The 12,711-nt window shown below is 30.4% G+C and carries 13 protein-coding genes and 1 pseudogene; 3 read left to right on the forward strand and 11 right to left on the reverse strand.

What is annotated here, in order from left to right:
• Positions 1–78: 78 nt before the first annotated feature.
• The 9 genes from NSS86_RS07675 to splA all read right to left on the reverse strand — a co-directional run bounded on the left by NSS86_RS07675 (position 79) and on the right by splA (position 7,575).
• Positions 79–168 carry a hypothetical protein gene (locus NSS86_RS07675; RefSeq protein WP_305956627.1) on the reverse strand — a complete coding sequence of 30 codons (90 nt, stop codon included), beginning with the start codon at positions 166–168 and terminating at the stop codon, positions 79–81.
• A gap of 219 nt (positions 169–387) precedes the next feature.
• A complete protein-coding gene (locus NSS86_RS07680; RefSeq protein WP_000072627.1) occupies positions 388–1,617 on the reverse strand; it encodes a restriction endonuclease subunit S in 1,230 nt (409 codons plus the stop codon).
• The gene (locus tag NSS86_RS07685) at positions 1,610–3,166 is read right to left on the reverse strand and encodes a type I restriction-modification system subunit M (RefSeq protein ID WP_000028669.1); all 1,557 of its coding nucleotides are present in this window, start codon (positions 3,164–3,166) and stop codon (positions 1,610–1,612) included. The genes NSS86_RS07680 and NSS86_RS07685 overlap by 8 nt, the downstream gene beginning before the upstream one ends.
• A 163-nt stretch (positions 3,167–3,329) precedes the next feature.
• Positions 3,330–3,464 carry a hypothetical protein gene (locus tag NSS86_RS07690; protein WP_001791797.1) on the reverse strand — a complete coding sequence of 45 codons (135 nt, stop codon included), beginning with the start codon at positions 3,462–3,464 and terminating at the stop codon, positions 3,330–3,332.
• A gap of 62 nt (positions 3,465–3,526) precedes the next feature.
• Positions 3,527–4,246, reverse strand: coding sequence for a serine protease SplF (gene splF, locus NSS86_RS07695; protein WP_001038752.1), 720 nt, complete (start codon positions 4,244–4,246; stop codon positions 3,527–3,529).
• Positions 4,247–4,403: 157 nt separating this feature from the next.
• A complete protein-coding gene (gene splD, locus NSS86_RS07700; RefSeq protein ID WP_001038704.1) occupies positions 4,404–5,123 on the reverse strand; it encodes a serine protease SplD in 720 nt (239 codons plus the stop codon).
• A gap of 120 nt (positions 5,124–5,243) precedes the next feature.
• Positions 5,244–5,963 (reverse strand): serine protease SplC, encoded by a 720-nt coding sequence (splC, locus tag NSS86_RS07705; protein ID WP_001038872.1) that lies wholly within the window; start codon positions 5,961–5,963, stop codon positions 5,244–5,246.
• 57 nt (positions 5,964–6,020) lie between these two features.
• Positions 6,021–6,743, reverse strand: coding sequence for a serine protease SplB (splB, locus tag NSS86_RS07710; protein ID WP_001039454.1), 723 nt, complete (start codon positions 6,741–6,743; stop codon positions 6,021–6,023).
• A 124-nt stretch (positions 6,744–6,867) separates the two neighbouring features.
• Positions 6,868–7,575 carry a serine protease SplA gene (gene splA, locus NSS86_RS07715; protein WP_001039427.1) on the reverse strand — a complete coding sequence of 236 codons (708 nt, stop codon included), beginning with the start codon at positions 7,573–7,575 and terminating at the stop codon, positions 6,868–6,870.
• A 963-nt stretch (positions 7,576–8,538) separates the two neighbouring features.
• On the opposite strand from splA, the gene NSS86_RS07720 reads away from it, so the two are divergent.
• A complete protein-coding gene (locus tag NSS86_RS07720; RefSeq protein WP_001092781.1) occupies positions 8,539–9,120 on the forward strand; it encodes a DUF4888 domain-containing protein in 582 nt (193 codons plus the stop codon).
• Between the two features lie 472 nt (positions 9,121–9,592).
• Here NSS86_RS07720 and NSS86_RS07725 read toward each other — a convergent pair.
• Positions 9,593–9,881, reverse strand: a pseudogene (locus tag NSS86_RS07725) (BsaG protein); the annotation flags it as partial.
• 185 nt (positions 9,882–10,066) lie between these two features.
• On the opposite strand from NSS86_RS07725, the gene NSS86_RS07730 reads away from it, so the two are divergent.
• Together NSS86_RS07730 and NSS86_RS07735 are read left to right on the forward strand one after the other, a co-directional pair.
• Positions 10,067–10,540 carry a hypothetical protein gene (locus NSS86_RS07730; RefSeq protein ID WP_000550252.1) on the forward strand — a complete coding sequence of 158 codons (474 nt, stop codon included), beginning with the start codon at positions 10,067–10,069 and terminating at the stop codon, positions 10,538–10,540.
• Positions 10,541–10,544: 4 nt separating this feature from the next.
• Entirely contained in the window at positions 10,545–11,357 is an 813-nt protein-coding gene (locus tag NSS86_RS07735) for a DUF1828 domain-containing protein (protein ID WP_339302205.1), read from the forward strand.
• 369 nt (positions 11,358–11,726) lie between these two features.
• Here the strand turns inward: NSS86_RS07735 and lukD are convergent, their stop codons facing one another.
• Positions 11,727–12,710 (reverse strand): bi-component leukocidin LukED subunit D, encoded by a 984-nt coding sequence (lukD, locus tag NSS86_RS07740; protein WP_000782463.1) that lies wholly within the window; start codon positions 12,708–12,710, stop codon positions 11,727–11,729.
• Position 12,711 lies beyond the last annotated feature (1 nt).

The following is a 12,711-nucleotide window of genomic DNA, read 5'->3' on the forward strand; positions in this document are numbered from 1 at the left end:
AGTGCACATTATTAAATTATCATTTCCAGTTAAACTGTCTTGATGATTGAATGACTCAGTATTTTGGTTTTGTTTTGTCTAATTTGAGAGAGTTAATGATGTTAGATTATATTCTCGTATAATTTCGTTTCTAGGCTTACCATTTTCATAAAGTTTAATTATTTTAATTTAAATTATTTACTAAAAGCTCTTCAGTCTCTTGTCACAATAAAATCGCCTAACCTCTTAGTTTAACAATATCTATTCCCATAGAATTTGTCCAACTAAGTGTAGACGATTCACTAAACTCCAAAAAAATAAATCCCAAATTATAATAGTTTCAATATTAATATATTACAATTTATTCATAGAATTTTTATCATTTTAATTAATAGGCTGTTATCTGGATTAAACAAACATTTTTTGTAATAGTTCTTTTTTACGTACTTTTAATCGTCCGACTTTTGAAGATTGTTTTTCAACCAATCTATCTATTTCACTGAAAAAATCACCGATTTTTTGTTGTTCTTCATAAGATGGCAATTTAGTCTTTATGTTTTGCAAGTCTTTTTGTGAGAGTACCAATTGTGATGTACCAGTTGCATATTTAATATATTCTTTTTTCAGTTGATAGTTTAAGTGTAATGTTAAATAATATTGATTTGCATCTATCCCTTTAAAGACAGGGTAATATTTACTAATAATACCTACATCAATCATTAGATTTAAATTAAACTTAAAAATTCCATCGTCGCTTCTTGAACGGTATGTTATATGATTTTTAGGGAGTATGAAATACCCAATATTACTCTCTGCAAAAGTTTTCCTATCTTTATAGTAGTCTGACTGAAGTATTAAACCTTGTCTTGACGATGTTAAAACAGGATATTCATTTTCATTAATAGTTCTTTTATTACTAAATTCTAATACATCTTTTAATTGCTTTTTGTTCCATCCTTTATAGTAATTACCTTCTTCATCTTTGAATCGTAATTCTTGTGAGAAGATTTTCTGTATATAGCATTTTTTCTGTTGTTGAAGTAATTCAAGTTTTTGTTCTTCTAATTCAATTTGTTGGTCAAGTTTGCTGAAGAATTGTCCTATTTTTTGTTGTTCTTCAAATATAGTTGGGGTGAAGATTTTTAAATTAGCAATTTCTTTGAAGTTTAGTCCTTCTCGACTACCTCCACTTTGTGCAAGGAAAATTTTTCTTTTACCTTTTCTTGATAATAGATACTGTCCAAAAAAATTATAATAATACTCTTTTTTTAATCTAATAATACATACATGTTGATTTAAATTAGCATGCGTTTCAACTATCGAATTAATGGCTGTTCTACCTATTGATGCTCCTGTAATATTTAAAAGAACATCACCATAGTACGTTCTACTATTTTTCATCTCATCATCTATATCTTTACTAATATAAACTAAGTCATTAAGATTTAATTTACCATTTCTAATATTTTGACTCCTTAAAAATGGTATGCCTTTGTTTGTATAGTTTTCACTTCCACCTTTGGGAGTCTTTCCACTACCTATTTTGGTAGTAAGATTCCCTAACTTCTTCTCTTCCCATTCGCCCTCAAATCCTGGGAATCTCAACTCTGGCACATTTTTCGTTTGTGTATTACTCATCTTTCAACACCCCAAGTTCTTTCAGGTATGCATTGATTTCTTGTTCAATTTCTGCGATTTCTTTGTCGATATTTTTCAAATCTTGTTGGACTTGATCTAAATCAATTGGTGCTTCTTCTTCGAATGTATCAACATATCGCGGTATGTTTAAGTTGTAATCGTTATCGGCGATCTCTTGTAATGTCGCGCTGTAGCTATATTTATCAATCGTTGCTTTACGCTTATATGTGTCTATAATACGTTCGACTTGGGCATCGCTTAAATGGTTTTGATTTTTTCCTTTTTCAAAATCATTGGATGCATCGATAAATAGTACGTTGTCGTCTTGTTGGCGACATTTTTTAAATACTAAAATACATGTTGGAATACTTGTCCCATAGAAAATATTGGCTGGTAACCCAATCACGGCTTCTAAGTAGTTCTTTTCTTCTATTAAATAGCGACGAATCACACCTTCTGCGGCACCACGGAATAATACACCATGTGGGAGTACGACTGCCATGGTACCTTCATCGTCTAGGTAATGTACCATGTGTTGAATAAAGGCAAAGTCTGCTTTGGATTTTGGCGCAAGCTTGCCGTAACCACTGAATCGTTCATCATTTTCAAATTTTGAATCTGCTGTCCATTTCGCACTGTATGGTGGGTTCGCAATAACCGCATCAAATGTATTGCCTAAAAAGGCTGGATTTTCCAATGTGTCATCATTACGGATCTCGAAGTTCTCATAACGCACATCATGTAATAACATATTCATGCGTGCTAAGTTGTATGTAGTATTGTTACGTTCTTGTCCGAAATAACGATACACTTGCGTTTCTTTACCAACACGTAACAACAATGAACCGGAACCACATGTTGGGTCGTACACGTGACGTAATTTATCTTTACCGTCTGTGACAATCTTCGCCAGTATCTTAGATACTTGTTGTGGTGTATAGAACTCGCCTGCTTTTTTACCCGCTGTCGCCGCAAAGCGCCCGATTAGGAATTCATATGCATCACCTAACATATCAATTTCCATGTCACTGTGAACGAATGGTAAGTCGTCAAGATTAACCATGACTTTAGAGATTAAAGCAGTACGTTCTTTGACATTGTTACCTAGTCGCGTTGAACTCAAATCCATATCGCTGAACAGCCCGATAAAGTCATTTTCACTTTCTTCACCTAATGTAGATGTTTCAACTTTGCGAATCGCCGTCGCTAGATGTTCTATATCGAAATCTTGCGTTTCAATTTCACGAATCATCGCACTGAATAAATCTTGTGGCTCAATGAAGTAACCGACTTGATCAATTAATTCTGCTTTTAAGTCTTCACGATATTCTTCATCTGCCCATGCTTCTTGATACGTGATGTCTTCACCTGACAAGGCATCTGCATATTCTTGTTCGGCTTTTTCAGATAAGAAGCGATAGAAAATCAAGCCTAAAATGTAATTACGGAATTCACTCGCATCCATGTTCCCTCTTAAATCATTCGCAATCGACCATAATTTTTTATGTAATTCAGCTTGTTGCTGACGTTGTTTTTCAGTAATAGACATGTGATTCCTCCGCCTTTGCATAAGTAATTTATCTCTTTGTGTAATAGATTTATTATAACATTTGGTTATGTTGCGATGTTGATAATTTGGATGTTGGTGGTGGAAATTTTGAGTTTTAGTGGCGCAATTGTTATTGAAAAATTTTATAGAAATGTTGTAGCTTTCAAATGCTTTCAAAATCATTTATATTCTTAATGATGTCAAAAAGTTGTTCATTCATACATAAATAAAACCAATCAACAATTGAGTTGGTGAAAATCAATCGTTGATTGGCTTTGATGCATATTAAATAATGCAATATATTAATAAATGTTAGTTATAGTATATTTTGTCAGGATTGGGTGAATGTCTAAGTTTTAATTATTTATCTAAATTATCTGCAATGAATTTCTTAATTTCAGGAGAGAAATAAACAGCAAATCCTCTTGTGCTTTCACCTGATGGCTTATTACCGGCATAGATTACACCAATAGCTTCGTGTTTACTATTTAATATAGGTGAACCAGAGCTACCAGGCTGAATAATTGCATCCGATGACACTATATTCCCATTCACTGATAATACTTTACCAGTTGATTCATACATTTGTAGTTTATTTCCATTAGGATTTGGATAACCAATGACTGATATAGGTTCATTTTCTTTAGCTTCTGATGCTATATTAAATTTACTAGTGAAATCTTTGAATTTTCTACCTTTTGGTTGTGTTGATTTTTCTTCAACTTGTACAACCGCAATATCTTCTTTACCAGGATAATCTACAATCTTAGTAACTTTATAAAGTCCACCACCGTTATTATAAAAACCATTAGGATGTGCTTTGATTTCATCACCGACTTTCATGTGATAGGTAACATGTTTATTGGTAATGATTGTATGATTTCCAACTACAAATCCTGTTCCAGCGCCCATCCATGTAACACCACTGTATGGTGCAACATTTGTATTTGTAATTTGTTTAACAGTATTTTCGGCTTTGGCTGTTTGTTGAATACCTTCAACCATTGTTGTGCCGACGCCAGTCACTGATGTTAAAATCGTCAATGCTGCAATACTTTTGATGATTATATTTTTATTCATTTTTGTGCTCCTCTAAGTATTCGTATAAATATAAGGTTAGGTTTTTGAAGTTTTATTTTTTAAATCATTTCGAATAAATAGAATCACAGAGATGTTTAAAATTGTTGATTTTGTTGTTAATTTCTAAAAATCATTTATCAATGTATGGATGGATGATTTATTTATCTAAATTATCTGCAATAAATTTCTTAATTTCAGGAGAGAAATAAACAGCAAATGACCTTGTACTTTCACCTGTTGGTTTATCACTAGCATACATAACACCAATTGCTTCTCGCTTACTATTTAATATAGGTGAACCAGAGCTGCCAGGTTGGACAACCGCATCAGATGTCACTATATTTCCATTCACTGATAGTACTTTACCAGTTGATTCATACATTTGTAGTTTATTTCCATTAGGATTTGGATAACCAATGACTGATATAGGTTCATTTTCTTTAGCTTCTGATGCTATATTAAATTTGCTAGTGAAATCTTTGAATTTTCTACCTTTTGGTTGCGTTGATTTTTCTTCAACTTGTACAACCGCAATATCTTCTTTACCAGGATAATCTACAATCTTAGTAACTTTATAAAGTCCACCACCGTTATTATAAAAACCATTAGGATGTGCTTTGATTTCATCACCGACTTTCATGTGATAAGTAACATGTTTATTGGTAATGATTGTATGATTCCCAACTACAAATCCTGTTCCAGCGCCCATCCATGTAACACCACTGTATGGTGCAACATTCGTGTTGGTAATTAATTTCACACTATTTTCTGCTTTGGCTGTTTGTTGAATACCATCAACCACTGTTGTGCCGACACCAGTTATTGATGTTAAAATCGTCAATGCCGCAATACTTTTGATGATTATATTTTTATTCATTTTTGTGCTCCTCTGTTTATTCATGATGCTTTTGATATAGACGTTTTTTTATGTTATATTCGACCGATGTTTTTCATTAAAATTATTGAACACATGCTCATGGTGTATATTTAAATTTGTTTATTGTTCAATGTGCTTTTGAATAAAATCTTTGATTTGAGGCGTAAAGTATACGGCACCATTATATTCAGAACCAATTTTTCCAATACCGCCATACACCACACCTATGACCTCATTGTTAGAATTTAGAACTGGTGATCCTGAATTCCCGGGTTCAATGTATGCATCAAAATTTAAAATATTGTCTTTGATTCTTTTTATAGTTCCTGTAGATTCAAACTGTTTAAAACTATTTTGAGCAGGTAATGGGTAACCAATAACTTTAATTTTGTCATCAACTTTAGCATCTTTCGCAAAATTGAATGCTTGGACATTTTCATTAAAATTAAAGCCTTTTGGTCCACGTTCAACTGCTTGTTCTTCAATATTCATGACAGAGATGTCTTCATCACCCGGATAATCAGAAATGCTTTTAATTTTATATATACCACCATTTCCTTTGTCACCGTTTGGATGGGCAGTAATTCTATCGCCAACTTTATAATCTTTTGATACATGTTTATTGGTGATAATTGTATTTTTTCCAATTACAAAACCTGTCGCATCCTTAAATGAAACGACGCCATTATATGGAAAATTATTTGTATCTTTAACTTGCGTAACATTCTTCTCTGCATTTGCTATTTGTTGTGTCTCTTCAACGACTGCAGCATTTATTCCAGTTACTGAGGTTAGAATGGCTAATGCTGCCATGCTTTTAATGACTATATTTTTATTCATTTTCAAGCTCCTTTACAATTCGAGATATGTTGCAACGCTCGTTTAAAGTCAATTTGTTTATTTATCTATGTTTTCTGCAATGAATTTTTTAATTTCTGGTGTAAAGTAGACGCCATATGCATTTCTGTTATCATCATTTTTTACATCAGAAGCAAAATGAATACCAACTAATTCGTTGTTGCTGTTTAATACAGGTGATCCAGAGTTTCCGCTTTCAGTATGCGCTGAATATACAATACTGCTACCTTCTACTGACATCACAGGGCCAGTTGACTCATATAAAACATATTTATTTTTGTATGGGTGTGGATAACCAATCACTTTAATTCGCTCACCAGCTTTAGCCCCTGCCGCATATTTGAATGGCGTTACATTATCATTAAAATTAAAGCCTTTTGGTCCACGTTCTATTGCACGCTCTTCAACTTGAATGACTGATACATCTTCTTTACCTGGATAATTAATAATCTTTTTAATCGAATAAATACCACCATTACCTTTATCACTATTTGGATGTGCAGTAATACGATCGCCCACTTTGTAATTTTTCGACACATGTTTATTTGTTAAAATAGTATTCTTTCCAACTACAAATCCAGTTGCACTTTTAAAAGCAACTACACCAGTATATGGAAAAATATTAGTATCTTGAATTTTTGTGACATTATTTTCTGCTTTGGCAGTTTGTTGAACTTCCTCAACCAATGTTGTTCCAATACCTGTTACAGATGTTAAAATTGTTAAAGTTGCTAAACTCTTGATGACTACGTTTTTGTTCATTTTAAGTTCTTCTTTTTTAATTATTTTGATATCTAGATACATAATTCAGTATATTTAGTTGGTTATGTAACCGTTTTCTTAATCACTCTTTAAAAAATCAACTTCACGAATGAATTGATGATACTTATTTTTCAATATTATTTTGAATAAATTCTTTTAATTGTGGTGTGAAATAAACACCGAAATTCTTTTCAGATTCATCTTTTCCACTACCTGCATATAAAATACCAATCAGTTCATGTTTAGAATTCAATACAGGAGATCCTGAATTACCTGGTTGTGCATACGCATCAAATTCTATAAACGTTCCACTGATATGGTTAATCGTTCCTGTCGATTCAAACATTTTATATTTTGTTTGTGCACCCTTTGGATAACCAATAACAGAAATTCTATCTTTCGCTTTTGCTCCTTCTGCAAATTTTGTATAACTAACGTTCTTATTAAAATTCAAACCTTCTGTACTTGTTTCATGAACATGAACTATCGCAAGGTCTTCTTTTCCAGGATATTCTACAATGTCTTTAACGTCGTAGTTTCCTCCGCCTTTACCTTTACTCGAATAATGTGCTGCTACTCTATTTTTAAAAATATCATTACTTTTAGCGATATGTTTGTTAGTTACGATTGTATTTTTACCAACAACTACACCAGTACCACCCGCAAATGCTACCACTGAATTGTATGGTGCCTTAGTTGCATCGGTAATTTCTTTGACATTCTTTTCTGCTTTGGCAATTGAATGAGGCTGATTAGAAATATTTTCAGCGAAACCAAGAGATGTTAAAATAGTTAAAGCAGTTAAACCTTTAACCATTACATTTTTATTCATATTTTACCTCCTTCCAAATTTATTTTTATAGTTAATGTATCTAGATACACATTTACTATATACATTTTAAATAAAAATATTAATTAAATATTAATTAACCACTTATTAACATTTTATTAAATAATTATACATGAATTGACTCATTTATTTAAATATGCTTAAAACTCAATATCACGCAATTAAAATTGACTTTTTAGGATTATTTTGGTCTTAAATATTAATTATTGAATTAAAATTGTAATATTTATTCGGAAATTAGGTAATTGAAAATATATGGCGGAATGGTGAACAATTCATGTATTTAAAATCTTTCACTTTATTATGTATTGTGTTTAACAATATTATTAGCGATTAGTTCCCCTATTATTTATGACAATATGCAGTCAATCAATGAAACATGTATGTATGAGTATATTTGGAACTAGTAATGTATTGTTAATTATTGAAGATGATTGAATTATGGAATTTTTTTCGAGATATGTTATTTCGGGGATCAGATTTTGCGATTTCGCCTTGGATAGAGTAGTTGCGATTTGTAAATACGTTTTTCAGGTTCGATTCAATTTCGTTGTTAAGATAATATGGATTAGTTTCACTGACATGTTGATGCATGTCTTTTTTGTTCTGATAAAGTATAAAATGTTTACTTAACATTACTTAGTATGACACCTGCTAATTCAAACATTATTTGAGACATTCTTTTCAAATTAATTATAAATTTTTACCTATAGACTAGTTTGATATTTATCTACATCTCAAAATTCTCATCAACAATCTTTCACATCCAACATTTTTACTTTAGTTTTTATAATTCAAAACAACAAAACGATGTTAAAAAATTATTATATTTTTTAGTTAATAGATAGTTAATACATTTTTGATATTTAGTTAATTGTTCTTTTAAAAAAATATTATTATATTTTCATTGTAAACGTTTACAATATAAAAAAAGGAGCAATTAAAATGAATACAAAATTTTTAGGTAAAACATTAGTAGCAAGTGCTTTAGTATTAACAACATTAGGAACAGGTTTACATTCTTCATACTTAGGATTAAATACAAATAAAGTTGTTAAAACAGCAAAAGCAGAAGAAAAAATGACAAATGGTCAATTGTGGAAAAAAGTTAAAGATTCATTAATTGATTCAAATATTATTAGTGGTAACGAAAATGAAGAGATTACAGTAACATATGTTAATAAAACCGGATATTCTTCAAGTGTTTCTGCCTATGGTAATAATAATGACGATTTTTCAAGTACTCCAAGTAATTTTTCTAAACTTAAGGAAATTGACTTGAAAAAAGATAATGTACCGTCAGATGATTTTAATACTACTGTTAGTGGTGAAGATAGTTGGAAAACACTTACATCTAAATTAAGGGAAAAAGGTTTGGTTACAGATGGACAAACAGTAACTATTCATTGTAATGATAAGTCTGACAATACAAAATCATCTGTTTCAGGTAAAGTAGGAGCAGATCTGACAAGTGGCAATGGAACTACATTCAAAAAACGCTTTATTGATAAAATCACAATTGATTAAACCTTAAACTCAAATTTCCTTAATTCATAAAACCTTAATAACTAACCCTTTCTTACAAACCACCTAGCCCATAATATATTAAAACGTCATTTTTATTTCAATTAGCGGAAAATAAAAAAACCATTCCGCATTAACTTTGGCAAGTTGGAATGGTTAAAAAATATTTTAGAAGCCAGCGTTTGGCTTGCTTTGACGACATGTTCGCGCATGTCGTCTTATTTTTACATTTATATAATAACACGCAATTCAATAAAATGTCTAATCAATAAACCTCAATTACATTCAAATTCAAAAACTTTGCACCTAATATTCATCGCTTAAATAAACATTACGTTTAATTAACCAGACATTGTCAATCGCGTCTAATACCCCTGCTGTCCGAATACAAAATTATTTTGTATTCATATTTATCTGTTCTCTTTCCTCCCTTTTAAACGCAACTAAATTTCTTTTACCATTAGCGCCCCAATCTTTAATCTTTAATTGTTCTACCGCTCCATTTATTAAATCCTTTAAAGAGTAAAACTGCTAATAGCAACGTGATAATAATATAGATCGCCAATGTTAATGTAACTGGTATACTCCCTTCGATAAACATATAAACGTAACACGTAGCATATGTGATTGGTAAATAGAACCACGAATGATCTCCAAGCACTTCTAATCCAAAATAAACGTTAAAAATAAACATTAAAACTCCGACAACAATAGCCATTACATCTTTAATGAAAAATATATCTAACATTATCACAAATTATTAATAATGTTAAAAATGACGGTACTAAATAAATTAATAAATATTCCATTGTCATGTATTGCTAAACGATTATGACGCTAAAAAGGAATAATTATTAAGTTTATAGAAAACATCTGTATAACTTACTACAAATACTGAAAATAATATAAGGATTTAAGATCGTAAAATCTAAACTAAGGAGATGTTTAAATGCATTTGAAACTGAACGATGAAGATTTAAATTATTTAGTAAATCTAAGTAAAGAAATACTTGAACAATACAACATTAAATTAGACGAAACTTGTAAGGGAGATATTAACATAACATCATGTAATTCTGAATACTTTTTCACTTTAAGCTATTTTTTAAAGCCTGGAAAAGCAACTATAAATTTCAGAGAATGCCGTTACAACTATAGCTTGTTACGTTTAAATCTTAATGACGGTTTTCATAAAAACTCTAATAATGAGAAAATAAGGGGAAATAGAATTAATATATTTTCTGAAAAAGAATTTATACAAAAAGCTGACGGCGCAACCCATATGAAAGCATATCCTTTACCTTATAATATATTTGACGATAGCTCTGATTTTGTAAAACAATTATTTACTTTGCTTGAATATACAAAAACTAATCATAATGATAATATTAAAATTGAAACTAATCTATTCATGAGTTGGTGATACTATGCATGACAACACAATTAAATCTATTAGCAAAGACTATTTTGATTACTTACAAACAGAATCAAAGTTTATCCCATTAGAAAATGAAACTATAGAATTTTATTCACCTATCGTCGATTATTTTGGTGATTCTATTTCTGTAAATATATCTTTTTCAGGGGATCGATATAAACTAACTGATCATGGTGAAACTTTATGGAACATGGAACAATTAGGTATAGATTTAACTAGTAATAAAAAACAAAAAAAGTATCAACTTCTCAATAATATTGTACAAAACTACAGTCTAGTCATCGAAAATAAGCACATAAACTTTTATACAAATAGAATAAACTTATATACAAATAGAATAAACTTATCTCAAGCTATTCATGATTATGTTTTGGCTATTTCCGAGATCAGTTATTTGGGAATATTAAAGAAAGAAAATATTAAGTCCTTATTTAAAGACGAAGTGATGCAATATTTTCTATCAAACAGAAAGATTTATCCTAATATATTTCCCGAATTTAAGGTAGAGGGGAAATCTAAGTTAATCCATAGTTTCGAAGCAGTATTTCCAGGAGAAGCTACAGAGTATGTTAAAACAATTAAACGAATCGATAAAAACAATGCAAAAAATGTCCTTTTCGATTGGAATGATGTTGAAATACATAGAAATAAAAATTTTGATTCTAATGCTAGACTTAATATCATTACAGAACAACAAGATGATATTAGCGAAGCAGTATCAACAATGTTGTCTCAATATAATGTAGAGGTATTTTCATTTGAAAACAAAAAACAACTTGAAGAAAAGTTTAGTAACGTATAATTATCGTGTTATATAATGTTTCTTCGATAATAGTTTCTATTTCAATTAAATCACCGATACTTAAAATGATAAATTTACCAATACCAAGTTTGTAATGAACTTTCACCGTCATACAATCATAGATGCTATATCTACAAAACGAACCACGCCGATTAAGACGTGGTTCCATTTTTTTAATAATTTTTTATATGTTGGAAGTTTCTAAATAATTCTACTTTCGTAAATTTAGCACCCTGCTATTTAGCAAAGTAATCTACATTTCCCTAACTAAAAATTATCATGTGTGTAAATAAAAATTATGTTAGTTCTTTAATTCCGTTTGATAATTGAAATAATTGCACTTTGTTGATTATTTAATCATATACAATTCTATACTCCAGGATTAGTTTCTTTAGAATCCGTACCGATTAATTTAACAGTATGGTTTTGCCAGTCAACTTCATAAGTAGATGTAAACGTTACTGTATTTTGATTTTTGTAGTTATTACCAATCCAGTGTAGTCGATTCCATTGATTAGTATATCTATCCATTTCTCTTTGGTAAGTTACTTTGATTTTAGATTTTTTTGTATCATTTTGTTTATGAGAAAGTACGCTTATAAATTCTGGGTTAAAGTTACCACGCGCCAATAAAGGCATTTGATGTGTTGGCAAGAAATTTTGTCCAGCATTTGAACTACTTTGTCTACCACCTAAAAACAGTTCATTACCATATGTTGGGTCATAACTATCTCTACCATATGGTCCCCAACCATTATTCATAATTTTGTGCGCCTCAACACCCCAGCCAATTGATTTATGATTTGTTTTTCTATCAATCGTAGTTCTGTAACTTTCTTGTTTATAATTTATTGTTTCTGAAAATGATTTTGATCCATTCAATCCACCTGATAAGCCATTAGATATATTAATATCTCCGCCATAAGAATAACCTAATGTTTGTTGAACTTGGAATTCTTCATTTTGATTTTTAGGTGCATAGTCAACAACATTTACAGCATCATTTGATTCTGAACTAACCGAAACATTATACTTACCGCCCCAATAAAACTGTGAGTAATTGTAATCTTTTGGATTAGGCTTTTTATAACCTGAATTAATGTTTCCGGCTGCCTTAAGTACTAATGTATCTTTGTCATAACTTTTATCCTTAATGAAATTAAACGTTAAAATTTGAGAAATATTCAATTTATCATTATCAGATGTTGCTGTTGTTTTGTATAAAGTGATTTTGTCATCTACTTTTTTCTCGCTTACAGGTGTGATATGTTGAGCTGCATCAACTGTATTCGATAGCAAAAGCAGTGCAATTGATGAAGCAACTGATGATTTGACTAATTTTTTCATTTTCATA

This window comes from Staphylococcus sp. FSL W8-0056 (assembly GCF_037963075.1).
Taxonomy (GTDB): Bacteria; Bacillota; Bacilli; order Staphylococcales; family Staphylococcaceae; genus Staphylococcus; species Staphylococcus aureus.